This is a genomic window from Arthrobacter oryzae (genome assembly GCF_030718995.1).
In the GTDB taxonomy this organism is placed as follows: Bacteria; Actinomycetota; Actinomycetes; order Actinomycetales; family Micrococcaceae; genus Arthrobacter; species Arthrobacter oryzae_C.
Genome location: NZ_CP132204.1, coordinates 711,477 through 731,553 on the forward strand (window position 1 = coordinate 711,477; position 20,077 = coordinate 731,553).

Below are 20,077 nucleotides of genomic sequence, written 5' to 3' on the forward strand. Positions count from 1 at the left end.
GGTGAAACGCGCTAGCTGAAGAGCTCGCTCTTCGGTTCGTTGTTCCTGACCTTCTGCCAGCCGAGCCACAGCACCAGGGCGAAGAACGGAATGGTGGCGAGCGTCCAGAGGCCGAGGTGGAAGACCTCGCCGGTCTTGCTGGTCATGGTGTCGAAGCCGATCAGCACCGTGATGGCGAGCAGGGCAATGAGGCCGGCCCAGCTGCTCCAGGTTCCGCCGGGCGCGGGCAGGGAGGAGACCTTGCCCTTCTTCTTGCGCAGCGCGATCTGGCTGGCGAAGATGGCACCCCACGTGAAGATCACGCCGATCGACGCCGAGTTGAGCGCAAGGTCGAAGGCGTGCGAGCCGCCGAGCCAGATGTTGAGCAGGATGCCCACCAGGTAAACGGCACCGATGGCCAGGATGGCGGCGTACGGCACGTGGCTCTTGGACATCCTTGTCAGCCACTCCGGAGCGTGTCCGTTGTTGGCCATGGTGCGGAAGATCCGGCCGATCGAGTACAGGCCCGAGTTGCAGGAGGACAGCGCGGCGGTGATGACGATCATGTTCATGACATCGCCCATCCAGCCCAGGCCCATCTGGCCGAACACGGTGACGAACGGCGAGGTGCCGGCAACGTACTGGTCCGAGGGCAGCAGCATGGCCAGGAGGGTCACGGAACCGACATAGAACACCACGATGCGGAAGACGACGGCGCGGATGGCCTTGGGCACTTCCTTGGCCGGGTCCTGCATTTCGCCGGCCGTGATGCCCACGAGCTCAATGCCGTTGTAGGCGAAGATCACGGCGTTCAGGACGAGGATCATCACCAGCGCACCCTTGGGGAACATCCCGCCTTCGGCCGCGAAGAGGTTGTTGACCGAAGCATTGCCGTCGCCCACCTGGGCGTTGGTGACCACCATGAAGGTGCCCACGGCGAGGAAGATCACGATGGCGCCCACCTTGAGGCAGGAGGCCCAGAATTCGAATTCGCCGAACGCCTTGACGCTCAGAAGGTTGACGCCCACGAGCAGCAGCAGGGCCGCGATGGCGGACAGTTCAACGGGCACGTTGGGGAAGAAGAACTGGAAGTAGAGTCCGATCGCGATGAGCTCGGCGATGCCGGTCATGGCCCAGTTGATGAAATACATCCATCCGGACAGGTACGCGCCCTTCTTGCCGAACATCTCGCCGGCATAGCTCACGAAGGAGCCGGAGGTCTGGCGGTACATGATGAGTTCACCCAGGGCGCGCATCAGCAGGTAGGCGATGACGCCGGCAATGGCGTAGGAGAAGATCAGCGCGGGGCCCGTGGAGGCCAGGCGTCCGCCGGCACCCATGAAGAGACCGACGCCGATGGCGCCGCCCATGGCGATCATGGTGACCTGGCGGCCGCTGAGGGACTTCTTGTAGCCCTCGGCGCTGAGGGTGGAGTCGACGACGGCGGATTGCGCCGGCGGGCTCACGAGTTCTGTTGGGGTACTTTGTGGCACAACTGTTCCTTGTGGGTCGGGGGATGGCCGGCTCAGGAACGCGGAGTTTTTGTCCAGATAATTCGGGTTTATCCCCCGTTTGGGGCAATTATCTGGACAAAAACTCGCAAGGCGTCGAAGTTCGCGCGGCCTCCCCAGTTTACAAGGCCCGCAGAACCGTCAGTGACGCAGACAACAGGTGGAAGGAGTTATGCCGAACAAATTCACCTACCAGGCCGACATTCGCAGAATAATATTCTGATGATTATCCGTTTGGACGTCGTAGCTGGTCAGAGGTTCGGCGCCGGTGGTGGAACAGCCCGTGTCCAGCCTGAAGGCGTTCTGGTGCAGCGGGCACAGGACCAGGTCCTGGTCGATGGTGCCGTCCGCGATCGGGCCGCCCTTATGCGGGCACACGGCGGACAGCGCCCGCAGGCTGCCGTCGCGGAGCCGGAAGACCGCCACCTGTACCCCGTCGACGCCGAAGGCCCGCCCCTCCCCGAACGGGACCTGGTCCACTGGGCCGAGGTTGTATCCCGCGTTCATCGGACCGGCACCTGGGGCAGCACCGTGAGCGGCAGGGAGGTGCGGAACTGCCCCGGCGTGAGCGGATCGTCGCGTTCGGTCCACGGGTCCACGTAGCTGTCCACGGAGGCCTGCATGGCCGCGTCAAGCCCCGCCGCGAGGCCCTGCGCGTCGTCCACCACCACGGCGCGGATATGGTCGATGCCCACCCGGGGCACGAAGGAGTAGGTGCGCTCCAGCCAGTTGGCGTTTTCCCGGTAGTACTGCATGAACCGGCCCGTCAGCACCTTCACCTTCTCGGGGTCATCAACGGAGGCCAGCAGGTCGCCCTTGCGGATGTGGGCGCCGGCCGCTCCCCCGACGTAGATTTCCCAGCGGCCGCCCTCCACTGCCACCACGCCAACGTCCTTGACCAGCGACTCGGCGCAGTTCCGCGGGCAGCCCGAGACGGCCAGCTTCAGTTTGGCCGGCGCCTCGATCCCCTGGAACTGCGACTCGATCTCGATCCCCAGCTTGGTGGAATCGCCGGTGCCGTAGCGGCAAAAGTCCTTGCCCACGCAGGTCTTGACGGTGCGGAAGCTCTTCCCGTACGCGTAGCCGGAGGGCATGTCCAGGTCAGCCCACACCTGCGGCAGGTCCTCCTTGGGCACACCCAGCAGGTCGATGCGCTGCCCTCCCGTCAGCTTGATCAGGGGGATGTTGTGCTTTTCGGCGACGTCGGCAATCCGGCGCAGCTGCTGGACCGACGTCACGCCGCCCTTCATCTGGGGAACCACGGAGAACGTGCCGTCCCGCTGGATGTTGGCGTGGACGCGGTCGTTGATGAACCGGGCGTCCCGCTCGTCGATGTACTGGTCCGCGAGCATCATCTTCATCAGGGACGCGAGGCCCATCTTGGATTTGGCATCCTCCGCGCTGCCGGGCGCCAGCGCGGCAAACACGGCGGACACAGAGCGGAGGCCCTGCTTGCGGATGGCCGCCATCAGCGAAGCTTTGTCCAGCGGGATGCCCGGGACGTAGTAGCTGGCGGCCGGGTCCTCCTCCACCGAACCGTCCGCGGCCCATTCCACCACCTGCTTCACCAGCAGCTTGCAGGAACCGCAGCCCTTGCCTGCACGGGTGGCGTCCATGGCTCCGGCCACGGTGTTGCACCCGCCCCTGACCACGTCCACCAGGGATTTCTTGCTGACGCCGTTGCAGTTGCAGACCTGCGCGTCATCGCTGAGCTCGGCCACACCCTGTTCTTCGGCGGGACCGCCAAGATCGAACATCAGCGAGATCCGCTCCTCCGGCAGCGGGAGGCCCTTGTCGAAGGCCTGGGTCAGGTAGGCCACCTTGCGGCTGTCACCGAGGAGGGTGGCTCCCACCATTTTGTTGTCGCGGATGACGATGGACTTGAACACGCCGCGGCTGGGTTCGGAGAACACGATGTGTTCGTCCGTCTCCCGCTCCGGGCCCGTCAGGCCCATGGACGCGACTTCGACGCCGGCAACCTTGAGTTTGGTGGCGGTCCGGGAACCCAGGTATGCCGCGGTGGTGTCCGCGCCGGTGACGTGGTCGGCGAGCACCGCGGCCTGTTCCCAGAGCGGTGCCACCAGTCCATAGACCTCGCCGCGGTGCTGGACGCATTCGCCTACGGCATAGATGCTGTCCTCGTCCACCACGCGCAGCTGGTCATCCACCACAGTGGCCCGCTCCACGTGCAGGCCGCTCAGCACGGCGAGGTCCACGTTGGGGCGGATTCCTGCGGCCACCACCACCATGTCGCAGGCGATGTCAGGCCGGTCCCGCAGCCGGACCCCGGTGACCCTGTCCGCTCCCAGGACCGCGGTGGTGCGGCTGCCGGTGTGCACCCGGATGCCCAGGGCCTCGACGCTCCGGCGCAGGATGGCTCCGCCGTCAGGCCCCATCTGGGCGTTCATGAGGTGCGCGCCGGAGTGGACTACGTCCACCTCGATGCCATGGCTTTGGAGACCCCGCGCCGCTTCCAGTCCCAGCAGGCCGCCGCCGATCACCACGGCCCTGTAGTGATCTTCGTACTGCGCGTGCTCCACCATGTTGCGGGTGTCGTCGATGGTGCGGAACGTGAAGACGCCGGGTTTGATCGAGCCGCTGGGGGTGTAGAGGCCGTCCATCGGAGGCATGAACGACTGGCTGCCGGTGGCGATGATCAGGACGTCGTACGGGACCACATGGCCGTTGTTGGCGAAGACGTATTTGGTGAAGCGGTCGATCCGCTCCACCCGGACGCCGGCGTGCAGCGTGATGTTGTTGTCCTGGTACCAGTGCAGGGAGTTCAGGAAGATGTCCGCGTCGCTTTCCTCCCCGGAGAGGACGTGGCTGAGCATGATCCTGTTGTAGTTGCCGTACGGCTCGTCGCCGAACATCGTGATGGTGAACTGCTCGGCGCCGCCGCGGGCCAGGATCTCTTCCACGGCACGGGCACCGGCCATGCCGTTGCCAATCACCACCAGCCGACGGCGGGTGTCCGGCTTTCCCGGCGGCCGCCTGCCTTTCGTGAGGGAGACAGGCCCGGGCATCTCGTGCTGGGCCTTGTGGGGCGTCTTGCGCTTGTTTTGGTCTGCGACGGCGGTCATCAGTGTTCCACCATGCCCAGGTCGATGACCACGTAGCCCGTGACGCCGTCGGCCGCCAGGAGGAACACTTCGATCACCGAGCCGCCTTCGATGTCCTCCACCACGCGGAGCGGCACGTGGACGTCGCTCTTGGCGCCGATGGGGAAATACCGCATGGGCGCGCCGTCGCGCATCAGGACCGCGGTGATCAGCTCGGAGGTGGAGTTGCCGCCGCGGAAGTAGAGGGTCTGGTTGATGATTCCGTCCGGAACGAAGTGCGCGAGCTCCCGGTGGATGGGAACGGGCTTTTCAAGTCCGGCACCCTCGAAGGGGAAGACGCCCTGCAGGAAGAGGTTCTTGGTGATCACGGGAGGGATCCTTTCGGCCGGCTGGGTAGGGGCCCGGCGGCGGTGCGCGCGGGTGCTACTTGAGCGTGGGAATCACTGACTCCCTTCCATCCTGCTCCGCAGTTGTTTCGGCCCGGCGCGCAGGGAGTAACGATCCCTTAACGCAAACCTCACCGTTCCGCGGCCCGGTTTCGGGCCCGGTTTCGGGCCCGGTTTCCGGCCCCCGCAGCTACTGCGAAGCTACCCCGCAGCTACTGCAGTGCGCCGTCCCGCATGGTGTACCGCAGCCAGCTCCCGGCCGGGCTTCCGGCGGCGGCCTCACGCGCGGCGCATTTATCGAACCACTCCCCCAGCGCGCGGTCGTGGCTCACCATGATCAGCGTCCCGCCGAATTCCGAGAGGGCCGCTTCCAGCTGTTCCACCAGCACGGGTGCCAGGTGGTTGGTGGGTTCGTCCACGAGCATCGTCCCGAAGCCGCCCAGCAGGAGCCGGGCGAGGGCCAGCCTGCGCTGCTGTCCGGCGGAAAGGCTGCCCACGGGCACATGGAATTCGGTGGTGCGGAAAAGGCCCAGCCGCAGCAGGGCCTCCGCGTGCTCGTCGATGTTCCCGCCCAGTCCGGCCACGAAAGCGGGCAGCAGCCGCTGCCCCGGACGGATAGGCGGTTCCAGTTCCTGCTGCAAATAGCCGATCCGGCCGCGCCGCGCCACGGTCCCCGCGTCCGGTTCCAGCGTGCCGGCAAGGACGGACAGAAGGGTGGATTTACCAGCGCCGTTGGGACCCGTGATCAGGATCTTCCGGCCGGCCTCCACCCGGAAGTCCGTCCGTTCCAGCCGCCCGTGAACCACCACACCGCGTGCCTCCAGGGCCGGTCCAGCGGCCGCACCGGACGCGCCGGCGACACCGGAGTCCGCGCCCCCACCGGTCTCCGGCTGCAGGTCCACCGCCAGTTTCAACGGAACCGGCGGACGGTCCACGGGGTTGGCTTCGAGCCTGCGCAGCCGCTCCTGGGCGTTGCGGACCTTGCTGCTGGCAGCCTGCTGCCAGGTGCCGGCCTTGAAGTCGAAGCCCATCTTGTCGCCGTCGCGCCTCCGGGCGTAACCCATCTTCCCGGCCACGGTGTCCGCCTGCAGGCGTTCGGCCGCCATCGCGTCCAGCCAGGTGCGGTACTGCTGCACCCAGCGTTCACGCTCGGCCGCCTTCTCCCGCAGATACCCCTCGTAGCCGTTGCCGTACCGGTTGACGGCGCACCGTTCGGCGTCCACTTCGATGACGGAAACGGCCACTTTGCGCAGCAGCGCCCGGTCATGGGAAACCACGACGACGGTTCCCCGGTGGGCGGCCAGCCGCGCCTCGAGCCAGGCCGTTCCGCTGGCGTCCAGGTGGTTGGTGGGCTCGTCCAGCAGGAGGATGTCCGCCGGATCAGCCAGCACGCAGGCCAGCGCAACCCGGTGCTGTTCCCCGCCCGAGAGCGACCCCAGCGTCCGCCGCCGGTCCAGCCCGCCGAGGCCCAGGCGGTCCAGGGCTGCCTCCACGCGCGACTCCGCGGCGTACCCTTCCCGCAGCTGGTACTGGGTCTGCAGGTTGCCGTAGCGCTCCAGCTGCTCCTCGTCGGCGTCTGCCAGGCCCGCTTCCAAGGAGTCCAGCTCTGCCTCGAGTCCGCGCAGCGACGCCAGGGCGTCGTCGATCGCGTTGCCCACCGTGAACGACGCCGGCAGGCCGGTGGTCTGCGCCAGGTAGCCGACGCGCCCGTGGCACGCGGCAGTGCCTTCGTTGGGGTTCTCGAGCCCGGCGAGGATCCGGAGCAAAGTTGATTTTCCGGCCCCGTTTTCACCGACGACGGCCACATGTTCACCGGCACCGATGACGAGGTCAACCGCAGTGAAGAGCCGCCGGTCACCGTAGCCATGGGTGACGCCGGTCAGGGAAAGGTGTTCAGTCACAGTGAGTCCTAACGGGGTACGGAGTGTGGCGGGGCTTGTTAGGACTTCATCCGTCCACCCTGCCCGGCCGGACCCCCGGCGTCAAGCGCCGCCGTCGTACGCCGTTTCCCTCAGACGGCGAGGGCCGCTGCCTTCCTGCGCCGCGCCTTCGCCAGCCGCGTGCCGATCAGCCCCTGGCGGGGGCTGAACAGATAGACGACGGCGAAAATGGCACCTTGGGTGAGCACCACCATGGCACCGGAGGCGGTGTCCAGGTAGTAGCTGAGGTAGATGCCGGCGATCGAGCAGGCCGCCGAAATGACCGGGGCGATCACCAGCATGCGGGAGAACCGGTCCGTCAGCAGGTAGGCGGTGGCGCCGGGGATGATCAGCATGGCCACCACCAGCACCACGCCGACGGTCTGCAGCGCCACCACGGAGGTCAGCGCCAGGAGTCCCAGCAGCAGCGCTCCCAGCCGCTTCGGGGACAGGCCGATGGCGTGGGCGTGCGTGGGGTCGAAGGCGTACAGGGTGAGGTCCCGGCGTTTGAGGATCAGGATGGCGAACGCCACCACTCCCAGCACCAGCACCTGGATCATGTCCGAATCGCTGACGCCCAGCAGGTTGCCGAAAATAATGTGGTTGAGGTCGGTCTGGCTGGGCGTGACGGAGATCAGCACCAGGCCCAGGGCGAACAGCGAGGTGAACACAATGCCGATCGCCGCGTCCTCCTTGACCCGGCTGGTGTTCCGGACCACCCCGATCAGGGTGACGGCGATCAGCGCGAACACCAGCGCGCCCAGGGCAAACGGTGCGCCCACGATATAGGCCAGCACGACGCCGGGCAGCACGGCGTGGGAGACGGCGTCGCCCATGAGCGACCAGCCGATCAGCACCAGCCAGCAGCTCAGCACGGCGCAGACAATGGCGGCAAGCGCTGTGGTGATGATGGCGCGCACCATGAAGTCGTAGCTCAACGGTTCCAGCAGGATGTCAATGAGGTCCATGGCCTAGCTCCTGCCCTGGTGCCGGGACAGGTCCCGGTCCGGAAGGTCCCTGCCCGGAAGGTCGGCAGCCGGAAGCTCACCTGCCGGACGCTCGGGGTCCGGCAGCTCACGGTTAAGGACGTCCAGGCCGAAGGCCATGGCCAGGTATTCGGGCTGCAGGACAACCTCCGGCGGGCCGTGCATGAGGACCTTGCGCATCAGGAGCACCGCTTCGTCGCACAGCTGCGGCAGGGCGTGGAGGTCGTGCGTGGAAATGAGGATGGTGCAGCCGTCCGAAGCGAGCTCCCGCAGCAGCCGCGTGATGGTGGCTTCGGAGCGCTTGTCCACTCCGGCGAACGGCTCGTCCAAGAGCATCATGGTGGCGCCCTGGGCGATGCCCCGGGCCACGAACGCCCGCTTCTTCTGGCCGCCGGACAGCTGGCCGATCTGCCGGTTCGCGAACTCGGAGAGTTCCACCCGGTCCAGTGCGAGGTCGACGGCGGCGCGGTCTTCCTTGGAGGGGCGGCGGGTGAAACCCTGGTGCCCGTAGCGGCCCATCATCACCACGTCGCGGACGGACAGCGGGAACTGCCAGTCCACTTCCTCGCTTTGCGGGACGTAACCGATTCCGCCTTCCCGGCGTGCCTTGGCAGGTGAGGCCCCGTTGATGAGGACGCGGCCGGCGTCGGGCTTGATCATTCCCATGATCACCTTGAACAGCGTGGATTTGCCGGAACCGTTCATGCCGATCAGGCCGCAGATCCGGGCAGTGTCCAGGGTCAGCGACGCGGCCTCCAGCGCCAGGACCTCGCCGTAGTGGACGGTGACGTTTTCAACGAGGATGGCCGGGGTGCTCACGATGCCGCCCCCGCCGAGGCGCCGGCCAGGGCTTCGGTGATGATTTTGGAGTCGTGCCGGATGAGGTCCAGGTAGGTGGGCACGGGACCGTCCGACTCGGACAGCGAATCCACGTAGAGCACGCCGCCGAATGCTGCCCCCGTGGCTCCCACCACCTGGCGCATGGGGGCGTCGGACACCGTGGACTCGCAGAAGACGGCCGGGACCTTGTTGGCCTTGACGAACTCGATGGCCCGGGCGATCTGTTGCGGCGTGGCCTGCTGCTCCGCGTTGACGGCCCAGATGTAGACCTCCCGGAGGCCGGCGTCGCGCGCCAGGTAGGAGAAGGCACCTTCGCAGGTCACCAGGGCACGCTGCGTTTCCGGAACGGTGGCGAGCTTCTGCACCATCTCATCCTTCACGGCCTGCAGTTTGGCTTTGTAGGCCGCCCCGTTCGCCTCGAAGACGGAGGCGTTGTCAGGATCGAGCTTCGAGAACGCCTTCACCATGTTGTCCACGTAGATCTGCACGTTGACCGGGGACATCCATGCGTGCGGGTTCGGCTTGCCCTGGTAGGAGTCCTCGCTGATGGACATCACCTCAACGCCTTCGCTCACCACGGCGTGCGGAACATCCAGGCCCTCGACGAACTGCGCGAACCAGGCTTCCAGGTTCAGCCCGTTGTCCAGGATCAGGTCCGCCTTGGACGCCTTGCGGATGTCCCCGGGGGTGGGCTCGTAGCCGTGGATTTCGGCACCGGCCTTGGTGATGGACTCGACCTGCAGCTTGTCGCCGGCCACGTTCTGCGCGACGTCGGCCAGGACGGTGAAGGTGGTCAGCACCACGGGCTTTTCATCGCCGGGCCCCTGGCCGGGTGCATTGCCCCCGCACGCGGTGAGGGACAGGCAGAGGACAGCGGCGGCGACGGCGGCTCCGGCAGAGCGGAGGACCCCGGTTCGGCGGACTACTTTGGCGCACCGAAACAGAAATTTAGGCATACCGAATATTCTACTCGGCGCCGCCTCCCCGCTGCAACGCCGCCCTCCCGGCCCAAGCTAGGCTGGGGACATGGGAACAGCTGTCCGCAATTCCCCGGCGCCACAGCCGGAGCTCTACCGATTTTCTGCGCTCGACTACACCACCGTGGGGCTTTACGTGGCCGTCGCGGCACTCTTTGCCGTGGCAGGCCCGCTGCTGCAACCATTGCTGCTGCAGCTGTCCCCGGACCCCACCGTTGCCGTGTACTCGGTCAACCTGCTGTTCTACGGCGGCGTAGGCATCCTTGCCGTCACCGCCGCCCGCCGCGTGGCCGCCCGCGACCTCCGCGTCCTGGCCACCAGGCCATGGTTCACGCTGATCATGATTCCGGTCGCGGTGGTGGCCATGCTGATCCTGACGGCCATCCTGGTGGCCATCACCGGAGCCGTGCAGAACTCCGCCAACCAGGCCAACGTGCAGGCACTCGTCCAGCAGGTGTCGCCGTGGCTGATCGTGCCCCTGCTGGTCATCGTGGGCCCGTTTGTGGAGGAATACATCTTCCGGCACCTGCTGATCGGCAAGCTGAGCCGGCGGGTCAACATCTGGGTGTGCTGCGTGCTGTCCACCGTGCTGTTCGCGGCGCTGCACATTGTGGGCCAGGAAACCCTGACCCTGCCCGTGCTGATGCCGTACCTGGCCATGGGCGCCACCCTGGTGTTCGTGTACGTGTGGACCGGCAAGAACCTGATGTTCTCCTACTTCGTCCACGCCGCGAAGAACCTGCTGGCCGTGGTGTTCATCTACGCCATTCCGCCCGAACTGATGGACCAGCTGCAGCAGGTCCAGCCCTAGACACCCGACTGACACCCTCCTGACCGCTCGCGGCCCCCTACCGCCGTGCACGCCGCCGTCGTACTTTTGGGTCATGGGACTCAACATTCAGATCGTCATCGACTGCAAGAACCCGCACGAACTCGCCGACTGGTGGGCGGAAACCCTGGACTGGGCCGTGGAGCCGCAGGACGAAGGATTCATCCGGTCCATGATCGACCAGGGGTACGCCACCGAAGCCGAAACCAAAACCCACCACGGCAAGCTCGTCTGGGCCACCGGCGCAGCAATCCGGCCGGCGGAGGAGATCGATGCCAAGGCGCCGGAGCGGCGGCTGCTGTTCCAGACCGCGCCGGAGGGTAAGACCGTCAAGAACCGGGTGCACTGGGACGTACGAATTGGCGACCGGGACAAGGATCAGGTGCGCAAAGAGCTCGAAGCACGGGGCGCAACGTTCCTGTGGACGGCCAACCAGGGCCCCCACGAATGGCACACCATGGCGGACCCGGAGGGCAACGAGTTCTGCATCAGCTGAGGCGATTACTAGACTCGGACTGTGAGCAACGTATTCCCAGCCAAGGTATCCGACGTCTTTGACCCCTCCCGGTGGCGCACCGTGGCCGGCTTCGACGACTTCCAGGACATGACGTACCACCGGCAGGTGGAGCGGGATTCGGACGGCGCCGTGCTGCGGGACCTGCCCACGGTCCGCATCGCCTTCAACCGCCCGGAGGTCCGCAACGCGTTCCGTCCCGGCACCGTGGACGAGCTCTACCGCGCCATGGACCACGCCCGAATGACCCCCAACGTGGCCACCGTGCTGCTCACCGGCAACGGGCCATCGGCCAAGGACGGCGGGCACTCCTTCTGCTCCGGCGGGGACCAGCGGATCCGCGGCCGCGACGGGTATCGGTACGTAGTACAGAACACAGCCGACGGCGAGACCAAGGAAACCATCGACCCCGCCCGCGCCGGCCGGCTGCACATCCTGGAAGTCCAGCGGCTCATGCGCACCATGCCCAAGGTGGTCATCGCCGTCGTGAACGGCTGGGCCGCCGGCGGCGGGCACTCGCTGCACGTGGTCTCGGACCTCACCATCGCCTCACGCCAGTACGGCAAGTTCAAGCAGACGGACGCCACCGTGGGAAGTTTCGACGCCGGATACGGCTCCGCGCTGCTGGCCCGCCAGATCGGCCAGAAGGCCGCCCGCGAGATCTTCTTCCTGGCCCGCGAATACTCGGCCGAGGACATGGTCCGCATGGGTGCCGTGAACGAGGCCGTGGACCACGAACGGCTCGAGGAAGTCGCCCTGGAGTACGCGGCGGACATCGCCCGGCAGTCGCCCCAGGCCATCCGCATGCTCAAGTTCGCGTTCAACCTGGCCGACGACGGCCTGGCCGGGCAGCAGGTCTTCGCCGGCGAAGCCACCCGGCTGGCGTACATGACGGACGAGGCCGTGGAGGGCAAGGAAGCCTTCCTCGAGAAACGCGACCCCGACTGGTCCCAGTTCCCGTACTACTTCTAAGCCCGCCCTACCCCGAAGGCAGCACCTGTGACCTCCCAGCCCTCCGCGACTTCCCAGCCCCCGAACATCGAGCCTGCCCTGAAGGCGCTGGCGGACGCCCTCCACGGTGAGGGTCCCGCCGTCGAACTTTCCGCCGGCCCCGACGGGAACGTTGTGGTCTCCGCCGTGGAAACGCCGGGGTTCGAGGATGCTGCCGTGGTGGTGCGCACGTCCGGTTCCACGGGTGCGCCCAAGGCGACGGTCCTCACGGTTGACGCCCTGGCGGCGTCCTCCGTGGCCACCGCCTTCGCGCTCAAGGGCGAGGGCCAGTGGCTGCTCGCCCTCCCCCTGCAGTACGTGGCCGGGGTGCAGGTCCTGGTGCGCTCCCTGTTCGCCGGCACCCGGCCGTGGGCCATGGACCTGTCCGGCGGCTTCACGCCGGAGGCCTTCACCGCGGCCGCCCTGGAGCTCACGGACAAGATCCGCTTCACCTCGCTGGTGCCCACCCAGCTGCAGCGGCTGCTGGACTCGCCGTCGGCGGAGACGCTTGCCGTGCTCCGCCGGTTCAACGGCATCCTGCTCGGCGGCGGCCCCGCCTCGCCCGAACTGCTGGCCGCGGCCCGCGACGCCGGCGCACGCGTGATCACCACGTACGGCTCAGCCGAGACCTGCGGCGGCTGCGTGTACGACGGTTTCCCGCTCGAGGACGTGCTGGCCCGTGTGGACGGGGACGGCAGGATCCTGCTGGGCGGACCCACCCTGGCGGCCGGCTACCTCGACGAGCCCCGACTCACTGCCGACGCCTTCTTCGAGGAGGACGGCGTGCGCTGGTACCGCACCAGCGACCTCGGCTCCATCGACGCCACCGGGAAGCTCACCGTCCTGGGCCGGGCCGACGACGTCATCATCACCGGAGGCGTAAAGGTTTCGGCCACGCACGTGCAGGCCGAGCTGGAAAAGCTCGACGGCGTGCTGGCGGCTTTTGTGGCCGGCGTCCCGTCCGAGGAATGGGGCCAGGCCGTGGCAGCCTACGTTGCCGTGGCGGACAGCTCCCCTGCCGGCCTCGAAGGCTTCACCGCGCGCCGGCACGATGCTTTGGGTGCCCTGGCGCCTAAAACCGTCCTCGCGGCCGGCGAACTGATGATGCTTCCCAACGGCAAACCCGACAGGCTGGGCATGACTGTTCGGCTGGACGCCCTGCATCAGGGAAAATAGAGAAGCTCTTCGCACGCCCGCACCAAGCTGACCCGCACAACGAACCAATCGGAGTACTGACCGTGGCTACAGCCGCACAATGGATCCAAGGCGCCCGACCGCGCACCCTGCCGGCTGCCATCGCACCGGTCCTGATCGGCACGGCCGCAGCCTTCGAGATGGACGCTTTCAAGCCGCTCAACGCCGTCCTTGCCGCCATGGTGGCCTTGCTGCTGCAGGTCGGCGTGAACTATGCCAACGACTACTCGGACGGCATCCGGGGCACGGACGAGGACCGCGTGGGACCGCTCCGGCTGGTGGGCTCAGGCGCCGCCAAACCGGAGATGGTCAAGCGGGCCGCGTTCGGCGCCTTCGGGCTGGCCATGCTGTTCGGCCTGGTCCTGGTGGTCATCACCCAGGCGTGGTGGCTGGTGTTGGTGGGCCTGGGCTGCGTCCTGGCCGCGTGGGGGTACACCGGCGGGAAGAACCCCTACGGCTACATGGGCCTGGGCGACGTCTTCGTGTTCGTATTCTTCGGCCTGGTGGCCACCCTCGGCACCACCTACACCCAGGCCGGGCAGATCAGCCTGCCTGCCGTCATCGGCGCGATCGGGACCGGGCTGATCGCCTGCGCCCTCCTGATGGCAAACAACGTCCGTGACATCCCCACCGACATCCAGGCCGGAAAGAAGACGCTGGCCGTGCGGCTGGGCGACAAGCACGCCCGTGAAAGCTACGTCCTGATGCTCGCCGTCGCCATCCTGCTGGTCATCGTCCTGGCACCGGCACGCCCGTGGATGCTGATCGTGCTGCTGCTGATTCCCGCCAGCCTGATGCCGTCATGGCTGATGATCAACGGACGCAAGCGCAAGAGCCTCATCCCCGTCCTCAAGCAGACGGGCCTGATCAACCTGGGCTACAGCGTGCTGTTCTCCCTGGGGCTTGTGCTGAGCCACGGGCTGTAAAGCACGGGCTGTAAGGGTCAGGATTCCTTGCGCGGAACTTCGGTGCGGGGGGCTTCGGTACGGGGAACCTCTGAGCGGACGGTGATGTCCGGGTTGGCGTCCACCAGGCTGTCCTCGGCGTCGGCGTCTTCAACCTCGCCGGCAGTCCGGATGGGCTTGGCCCGGCCGGAGAACCGCTCATGCAGGGTGGCGGTGGCGGCGTCGCGCTGCTTCTGGAAGAACAGGTAGCTGATGGCGAAAGCGATCAGGCCGGCGCAGACCGCGGAGAGCAGCATTCCGATTTGAAGGAAGCTGAACAGTGCGAACAGCGGCACAAACAGCGCCAGGCGGATCAGGGTGTATTTCATAAAGGCCACAGTCCAAGTTTAGCCGTCCGCCGCCCGCACCCCCGCCAAAGCTTCCTGACGGTAGACTGGTGGTATGCCCCGAGTATTGGTCGCCGTCGCCGTTCTAGCCATATACGTCTATGGCATCGTGGACGTGATCCGCACTGATAGGAACCTCACCAGGGGCATCTCCAAGACTGCCTGGATGGTAGTGGTTGTTGTGCTGCCTGTGGTGGGTGCGGCGCTGTGGTTCATCATCGGTCGGCCGCGCAAGGACCGCACCGCCCCGCAGGCCTACACTCGTACCACGGCACCGGATGACGACCCCGATTTCCTGCGCAACCTTGAACTCCGCCGCCGCAACCAGGCCGAAGCGGACCGCCTCAGGAAGCTCAAGGAGGACCTGCAGGCCAAGGAACGCAAGGCCAACGGCGGCGCCTCCGGCACGAACGGCGCTGAGGGCAAGGGAAAGTCGAACGGCAGCCAGCGGGGCGACAAGCACACCGAGGAATCGCACCACCCCGAGACCGACTCCCACGGCACGGACGAGGTCAAGTAGGCTCGCTCGGCGGCCCTTGAACGCTTGAACGGACCACGGGCCCAGGAGCCGTCGGGCCGCGCGCCAACCGCACCCATTTGCCGGTTTGAGCCGCTATAGCCCGTCCAGAGCGGCGAAAAGTGTCAACCGGCCGCGTCCGGGAGGCTGCACGCGGTAGCGTCCGCACCAAACGTCACGGGCCCTCACTTGTCCTCCACATCGACCTCCGACTGTGGATAACCCCTCTGCCCTCATTGCGCCGGGGCACAATGCTCGTATGCGCCCTCCCTCCGAGCTCCCCGATGACCTTCGCCGCGGGCCCTTCACACTGGAGCAGGCCCGGTCTGCAGGCCTCACCCCGCGCCGCCTGCGGGCACGCGACCTGGTGCGGCCCTGTACCGGAGCGAGGGTTTCAGCCGCGGCCGAGGCAACCCTGCTGCTCCGCGCCGCTGCTGTCGGCGCGGTGACGGGAGCTGTTGTCAGCCATCTCTCGGCAGCCCTGCTCTGGGGATTTCCCCTGCCCCTGGTTTGGCAAAACAACGAGGTGCTCCATCTGACCTGCCCGGCCGGCCGGCGCGCCCTGCGGCGCAAGGGTGTGGCGGGGCACCAACTGGACCTGGAACCTGCAGAAATCACTCCGGGCCGGCATGTGCAATGCACCTCCCCGCTGCGGACGTGGTTCGACCTTGCCGGAATACTTGGCCTCGATGACTTGGTGATCGCCGGCGATTTCCTGCTGCGACGCCGGAATCCCCTCTCCACGCTGGCCGAACTGGACAGCTTCCTGGCCGCCAAGGCGGGCAAGCCGGGTTACCGCAAGTCCATGCGGGCCCGGGCCCTGATGCGGGCACATACCGATTCCCCGAAGGAGTCGGAGGTCAGGCTGCTGTTGCGCCGGTACGGCCTTCCCGAGCCTGCCATCAACCTGCCGATGTTCGACGAGACCGGCCGCTGGATCCAGGATCCCGACATGTCCTATGAGCGCGAGATGGTGGCGATCCAGTACGACGGCGGCCATCACGCATCGGCCGCCCAACGCCGCAGCGACATCTTCCGTGACGAGGACGCCAAGGAAGCGGGCTGGCGGGTAGTGGTGCTGACCCAGCTGGACCTCGACCCGCTGGTGCCCGGCATGGAGCCCCGTGCCGTTACCCGCGTCCGCAAAGCGCTCGTTGAGCGTGGCTGGGCAGCGGCACCAGCCCGCCGTCGTCGTTGAACTGGCGCTGCACCTCGGCCCTTTGACACTTTTGGCCGCTAAGCGCGTGGCTTAGCGGCCAAAAGTGGCAAAGGGTGCGCAAGAACGCGGCGCAGGAACACGGGGGGCCGGGCCTGCCGGACCCCGACCCTTACAGCCCCGAGTAGGAGTGCAGGCCGTTGAAGAACTGGTTCACGATGGTGAAGTTGAAGATCACGCAGAGGTAGCCCACAATCGACAGCCAGGCGGCCCGGGTGCCGGTCCAGCCCCGGGTGGCGCGGGCATGCAGGTAGCCGGCGTAAACCACCCAGATCACGAACGTCCAGACTTCCTTGGTGTCCCAGCCCCAGAAGCGGCCCCAGGCTTTCTCGGCCCAGATGGCGCCGAACATCAGGGTGAAGGTCCAGCCCACAAAGGCGATCGCGTTGATGCGGTAGGAGAGGTTTTCCAGGCTGAGGGCGGACGGCACCAGGCGCATGAAGCCCAGCTTGTCCGCGCCGCCTGCCGCGATGGCCTTCTGCCGGTGCGACTGCACCAGCTGCAGGGCGGACATCGCGAACGTCAGCGTGAACAGCGCGGAGGACAGCACCGCGATGGACACGTGGATGATCAGCCAGTAGCTCTGCAGTGCCGGCACCAGGTGTCCAACGGGCGTCCAGTAGGCCACGGATGCCGCAACCAGCATGATGATGGCCAGGCCGATCACGAACGTGCCCAGGAACCGGAGGTCGCGGCGGATCAGCACCAGCAGGAAGACCGCCACGGCCACGAACGCGCCTGTGGTGAGGAACTCGTACATGTTGCCCCACGGCACCCGGCCTGCACCGAGGGCACGGGTGATCACCCCGGCGCCGTGGATCACGGCGCCCAGCACCGTCAGGGCAACCGCAACGCGGGCGGGAACGCGGCGTTCGGCGGCGTAGCGCATTCCGGCGTCGGCGGTCTGCCCCGCGCCTGCTACGGCACCGGCGGACGCACGGCCAGTGGACGACGACGGCCGCTCGGCACGGCCGGCCGGCCCGCTGACGTCCGAGTCAGCACGGTCAACAGCAGCACGGTCGACAGCACCGCCGGTGCCGACGCCGGCTCCCACCGGAACCTTGGCTGTTGCAGTTGCCTGCGCTGCGGCCGCAGCCTTAAGGTCCACAGCCCGGAGCGCCTTGCTGCTCTTGGCCAGGTCCCAGGCGAAGGCGATAAAGGCAACCGTGTACGTACCGGCAGCCAGCAGCATAAAGAGCTCGCTGTACTGGCCCATTGTTTCGTTGATGGGGAGCATTACTGGTCCTTCTTCGACTCGGATGAGCCTGCTGTTGACTGGATGAAGTCGTCTGTGCGCAATTCTGTAGAGTCACCGCTGCGGCCGCTGTTGCCGCGATCCGCCGGGACGTCCTCCGACGGGTCATTATCCACCTGCCCGCTGGTAACTTTCTGGGAGTCGTCGTCCTGGGCGTCCAGGCCCCATTCCTCCGTCAGCAGTCCGCGGATCGTCTGCGCTTCCGCCGCGAGCCGGTGGTCTTCGCCGCGGGCCAGGAGTCCGTACTCCACCATGGTGCGGCCGTCGGGGTGGGTGCCCGTACGTACCCAGACCCGGCGGCGGTTCACGTAGAGGGACGTCACCAGTCCGGCCACAGCGAGCAGGGCGAAGATCAGGGCGTAGAGCTGGCCCGGGTTGTGGTGGATGTCCACGCCGATGTAGCGCTTCACCCCGTCGAAGCTGATGGAGCCCTTGCCGTCCGGGAGCGTGTAGGTGCTGCCGGGAGCCAGGGTGATGCCGCCGGCGTCGAGGTTCCGGGCGTTGAGCGGCGTGAGCTTCTTGACATCGAGCTCGAAGACGTTCTGCGGGGAGCCCGCGTCCAGGCCGAGGTCGCCGAAGTACGAGTTCAGGGTGAGCTGCGGATTGATCAGCTCCGGGTCCCCGCTGAAGGAGACGCCTTCCTCGGTGACGAACGCGGTGGGCAGGAAGAAGCCTGCGAAGCCGAGCTGGTCCGGCTTCGCATCGGGAACCTTGATCACCACGGAGGAGTAGTAGTTGTCGCCCTGCAGCTTCGCCACCACCGGGCCCTGCATGGCGACGTTGCCGGCGCCGTCGCGGATGGTCACCACGGGGGCGTAGCCGTTGCCGGTGAGGTAGATGCTGGTGCCGCCCAGGCTGACGGGATCGTTGACCTTCAGGACCTGCTGCTCCGCCGGTGCGTCCGGTGTTTCCCGCGTGGTCACGTCGGCTTTGAAGTCGATGGGCTGGCCGAACTTGCCCTGCGATTCGCGGTCGAAGGTGATCTGGAACTTGTCCAGCTGAATGGAGTAGGGCTGGAGCTGGCTGCTCTGGAAGTTGGTGCCCGGGGTGAACTGGTCGTAGCCCACCAGGGTGTTCACGAAGGTGTCGCCCTCCACCAGGATCCGCTGCCCGCTGTACCCGAACAGGCCGCCGGCCGCCACGGAGACCAGCACCCCGATCAGCGACGTGTGGAACACCAGGTTCCCCACCTCCTTCAGGAAGCCGCGCTCGGCCCCCAAAGAGGGCCGCGCGCCGTCGTCGTCCCTGACATCAACGCGGTAACCGCGTTTCCTCAGCTTCGCGGCGGCGTCCGCAATGGCGCGCGACGCCGGGATCCCGGCGTCCGCGGGGATCACCAGCGTGCCGTACTCGGGCAGGCGGGAAAGCCGCGCCGGGGTGCGCGGGGGCTGGGAGCGCATCGCCTTGTAGTGGGCGATCGCGCGGGGAACCACGCAGCCGATCAGTGAAATGAACAGCAGGATGTAGATGGCCGAGAACCACGCCGAGGAGTACACGTCGTAGAGCTGGAGGGAGTCCAGGATCTTGCCGTAGTCCGGGTTGTCCGCGATGTACTGGGTGACGATCGACGGGTTCGCGGGGCGCTGCGGGAACAGCGATCCGGGCACGGCGGCAACAGCGAGCAGGAGCAGCAGGAACAGCGCGGTGCGCATGCTGGTCAGCTGGGTCCAGGCCCACCGCAGCATGCCTTTGAGCCCCAGCGCCGGCAGCGCAGCTTCCGCCTTGGCTTTGGCCACGGGAGTGGCCGCGTTATTGTCCGCGCCTGATTTTCCGGCAGTGGTCTCTGCTTGGTTCTCCGCTGATTCGTCCACGGGTGCTGGCTTGTTCTTGTCGTTCACTCGCTCGCTCATCAGATCGGCAATTTCACATCGGTTTGGAACCAGTACTGCAGCCCGGACACCCAGGCGCCCCATACACCGCTGGCCATCAGGAGGCCCAGGACCACCAGGATTCCGCCGCCGATCCGCTGGATGGCGAGGCGGTGCTTGCGGAAGAAGGACATCACGCCGACACCGCGGCGGACGGCCAGCGCAATCAGCAGGAACGGGATACCCAGTCCCAGGCTGTAGACAAAGGCCAGGAACGCGCCCTTGGCAGCCGAGGACCCTCCGGACATGCTCAGCAGTTGGACGGCGGAGTAGGTGGGGCCGATGCACGGCGCCCACCCCAGTCCGAAGGTGATGCCCAGCAACGGTGCACCCCACAGCCCGGCCGGCGGTTTGGCGTGGATCTTGGCGTCCCGCTGCAGCCAGCCGAATCCGCCCATGAACACCACGCCCATGATGATCACCAGGATGCCCAGCACCTGGGTGATCCAGGCGTTCTGGCCGCCGCTGATCATGGATCCCAACTGGCCGAACGCGCCGCCCAGCAGGACGAAGATCACCGAGAAGCCGAGCACGAACAGGCCGATTCCGGCAAGCATCCGGCCGCGTTTCTGCTTCTCCAGGTCCACGCCGGTCAGTCCGGTGACATAGCCCAGGTATCCGGGCACCAGCGGCAGGACGCACGGCGAGAGGAAAGACACGAGTCCGGCGAGCAACGCCACGGGGATGGCGAGCAGCAGGGAACCGCTCAGGATGGCTTCGGCGAAGGGGCTGTTCACGGTGGG

19 protein-coding genes are annotated in these 20,077 nt (G+C 66.9%); 7 read left to right on the plus strand and 12 right to left on the minus strand.

Annotated features, from left to right (window positions below):
- Positions 1-11: 11 nt before the first annotated feature.
- The 8 genes from Q8Z05_RS03330 to Q8Z05_RS03365 all read right to left on the minus strand — a co-directional run bounded on the left by Q8Z05_RS03330 (position 12) and on the right by Q8Z05_RS03365 (position 9,639).
- Positions 12-1,472: an amino acid permease gene (locus Q8Z05_RS03330; protein ID WP_305942082.1), complete on the minus strand. Its 1,461-nt coding sequence runs from the start codon at positions 1,470-1,472 to the stop codon at positions 12-14.
- A 207-nt stretch (positions 1,473-1,679) separates the two neighbouring features.
- Entirely contained in the window at positions 1,680-1,997 is a 318-nt protein-coding gene (locus Q8Z05_RS03335) for a Rieske (2Fe-2S) protein (protein ID WP_305942083.1), read from the minus strand.
- A complete protein-coding gene (nirB, locus tag Q8Z05_RS03340) occupies positions 1,994-4,516 on the minus strand; it encodes a nitrite reductase large subunit NirB (protein ID WP_305943468.1) in 2,523 nt (840 codons plus the stop codon). The genes Q8Z05_RS03335 and nirB overlap by 4 nt, the downstream gene beginning before the upstream one ends.
- Positions 4,517-4,572: 56 nt before the next feature.
- On the minus strand, positions 4,573-4,920 hold the full coding sequence (locus Q8Z05_RS03345; RefSeq protein WP_305942084.1) for a molybdopterin oxidoreductase: 348 nt from the start codon (positions 4,918-4,920) through the stop codon (positions 4,573-4,575).
- Between the two features lie 230 nt (positions 4,921-5,150).
- Positions 5,151-6,839: an ABC-F family ATP-binding cassette domain-containing protein gene (locus tag Q8Z05_RS03350; protein WP_305942085.1), complete on the minus strand. Its 1,689-nt coding sequence runs from the start codon at positions 6,837-6,839 to the stop codon at positions 5,151-5,153.
- Positions 6,840-6,949: 110 nt separating this feature from the next.
- On the minus strand, positions 6,950-7,825 hold the full coding sequence (locus Q8Z05_RS03355) for a metal ABC transporter permease (protein WP_305942086.1): 876 nt from the start codon (positions 7,823-7,825) through the stop codon (positions 6,950-6,952).
- A 3-nt stretch (positions 7,826-7,828) separates the two neighbouring features.
- Positions 7,829-8,662, minus strand: a complete 834-nt coding sequence (locus tag Q8Z05_RS03360) for a metal ABC transporter ATP-binding protein (RefSeq protein WP_305942087.1) — start codon at positions 8,660-8,662, stop codon at positions 7,829-7,831.
- Positions 8,659-9,639 carry a metal ABC transporter substrate-binding protein gene (locus tag Q8Z05_RS03365; protein WP_305942088.1) on the minus strand — a complete coding sequence of 327 codons (981 nt, stop codon included), beginning with the start codon at positions 9,637-9,639 and terminating at the stop codon, positions 8,659-8,661. The genes Q8Z05_RS03360 and Q8Z05_RS03365 overlap by 4 nt, the downstream gene beginning before the upstream one ends.
- Before the next feature lie 70 nt (positions 9,640-9,709).
- Here Q8Z05_RS03365 and Q8Z05_RS03370 point away from each other — a divergent pair, with 70 nt between their 5' ends.
- From Q8Z05_RS03370 to Q8Z05_RS03390, 5 genes are all read left to right on the plus strand, one after another.
- The gene (locus tag Q8Z05_RS03370) at positions 9,710-10,471 is read left to right on the plus strand and encodes a CPBP family intramembrane glutamic endopeptidase (RefSeq protein ID WP_305942089.1); all 762 of its coding nucleotides are present in this window, start codon (positions 9,710-9,712) and stop codon (positions 10,469-10,471) included.
- A 73-nt stretch (positions 10,472-10,544) separates the two neighbouring features.
- The gene (locus tag Q8Z05_RS03375) at positions 10,545-10,985 is read left to right on the plus strand and encodes a VOC family protein (RefSeq protein WP_305942090.1); all 441 of its coding nucleotides are present in this window, start codon (positions 10,545-10,547) and stop codon (positions 10,983-10,985) included.
- Positions 10,986-11,006: 21 nt separating this feature from the next.
- A complete protein-coding gene (locus Q8Z05_RS03380; RefSeq protein WP_305942091.1) occupies positions 11,007-11,975 on the plus strand; it encodes a 1,4-dihydroxy-2-naphthoyl-CoA synthase in 969 nt (322 codons plus the stop codon).
- Positions 11,976-12,002: 27 nt separating this feature from the next.
- Positions 12,003-13,169, plus strand: a complete 1,167-nt coding sequence (locus Q8Z05_RS03385; RefSeq protein WP_305942092.1) for an AMP-binding protein — start codon at positions 12,003-12,005, stop codon at positions 13,167-13,169.
- Between the two features lie 62 nt (positions 13,170-13,231).
- Positions 13,232-14,113 (plus strand): 1,4-dihydroxy-2-naphthoate polyprenyltransferase, encoded by an 882-nt coding sequence (locus Q8Z05_RS03390; protein ID WP_305942093.1) that lies wholly within the window; start codon positions 13,232-13,234, stop codon positions 14,111-14,113.
- 17 nt (positions 14,114-14,130) lie between these two features.
- Here the strand turns inward: Q8Z05_RS03390 and Q8Z05_RS03395 are convergent, their stop codons facing one another.
- Positions 14,131-14,460 carry a DUF4229 domain-containing protein gene (locus Q8Z05_RS03395; protein WP_305943469.1) on the minus strand — a complete coding sequence of 110 codons (330 nt, stop codon included), beginning with the start codon at positions 14,458-14,460 and terminating at the stop codon, positions 14,131-14,133.
- A gap of 73 nt (positions 14,461-14,533) precedes the next feature.
- Here Q8Z05_RS03395 and Q8Z05_RS03400 point away from each other — a divergent pair, with 73 nt between their 5' ends.
- Positions 14,534-14,998: a PLDc N-terminal domain-containing protein gene (locus tag Q8Z05_RS03400; protein WP_305942094.1), complete on the plus strand. Its 465-nt coding sequence runs from the start codon at positions 14,534-14,536 to the stop codon at positions 14,996-14,998.
- 256 nt (positions 14,999-15,254) lie between these two features.
- Complete coding sequence (locus tag Q8Z05_RS03405) at positions 15,255-16,193, plus strand: hypothetical protein (RefSeq protein ID WP_305942095.1); 939 nt, start codon at positions 15,255-15,257, stop codon at positions 16,191-16,193.
- A gap of 130 nt (positions 16,194-16,323) precedes the next feature.
- On the opposite strand, the gene ccsB is transcribed toward Q8Z05_RS03405, so the two are convergent.
- The 3 genes from ccsB to Q8Z05_RS03420 are packed head-to-tail and all read right to left on the minus strand — an operon-like array spanning position 16,324 to position 20,071.
- On the minus strand, positions 16,324-17,448 hold the full coding sequence (gene ccsB / locus Q8Z05_RS03410; protein WP_305942096.1) for a c-type cytochrome biogenesis protein CcsB: 1,125 nt from the start codon (positions 17,446-17,448) through the stop codon (positions 16,324-16,326).
- On the minus strand, positions 17,448-19,316 hold the full coding sequence (gene resB, locus Q8Z05_RS03415) for a cytochrome c biogenesis protein ResB (RefSeq protein WP_305942097.1): 1,869 nt from the start codon (positions 19,314-19,316) through the stop codon (positions 17,448-17,450). Before resB ends, ccsB begins: the two co-directional genes overlap by 1 nt.
- On the minus strand, positions 19,316-20,071 hold the full coding sequence (locus tag Q8Z05_RS03420; protein ID WP_305942098.1) for a cytochrome c biogenesis CcdA family protein: 756 nt from the start codon (positions 20,069-20,071) through the stop codon (positions 19,316-19,318). The genes resB and Q8Z05_RS03420 overlap by 1 nt, the downstream gene beginning before the upstream one ends.
- Positions 20,072-20,077: the final 6 nt, after the last annotated feature.

Bases quoted from the DNA above. Each gene is read 5' to 3' on its own strand.
- Q8Z05_RS03335 (WP_305942083.1), bottom strand. From the start codon at position 1,997: ATGAACGCGGGATACAACCTCGGCCCAGTGGACCAGGTCCCGTTCGGG.
- nirB (WP_305943468.1), bottom strand. From the start codon at position 4,516: ATGCCCGGGCCTGTCTCCCTCACGAAAGGCAGGCGGCCGCCGGGAAAG.
- Q8Z05_RS03355 (WP_305942086.1), bottom strand. From the start codon at position 7,825: ATGGACCTCATTGACATCCTGCTGGAACCGTTGAGCTACGACTTCATG.
- Q8Z05_RS03365 (WP_305942088.1), bottom strand. From the start codon at position 9,639: ATGCCTAAATTTCTGTTTCGGTGCGCCAAAGTAGTCCGCCGAACCGGG.
- Q8Z05_RS03370 (WP_305942089.1), top strand. From the start codon at position 9,710: ATGGGAACAGCTGTCCGCAATTCCCCGGCGCCACAGCCGGAGCTCTAC.
- Q8Z05_RS03375 (WP_305942090.1), top strand. From the start codon at position 10,545: ATGGGACTCAACATTCAGATCGTCATCGACTGCAAGAACCCGCACGAA.
- Q8Z05_RS03395 (WP_305943469.1), bottom strand. From the start codon at position 14,460: ATGAAATACACCCTGATCCGCCTGGCGCTGTTTGTGCCGCTGTTCGCA.
- Q8Z05_RS03400 (WP_305942094.1), top strand. From the start codon at position 14,534: ATGCCCCGAGTATTGGTCGCCGTCGCCGTTCTAGCCATATACGTCTAT.
- Q8Z05_RS03405 (WP_305942095.1), top strand. From the start codon at position 15,255: ATGCGCCCTCCCTCCGAGCTCCCCGATGACCTTCGCCGCGGGCCCTTC.
- ccsB (WP_305942096.1), bottom strand. From the start codon at position 17,448: ATGCTCCCCATCAACGAAACAATGGGCCAGTACAGCGAGCTCTTTATG.
- resB (WP_305942097.1), bottom strand. From the start codon at position 19,316: ATGAGCGAGCGAGTGAACGACAAGAACAAGCCAGCACCCGTGGACGAA.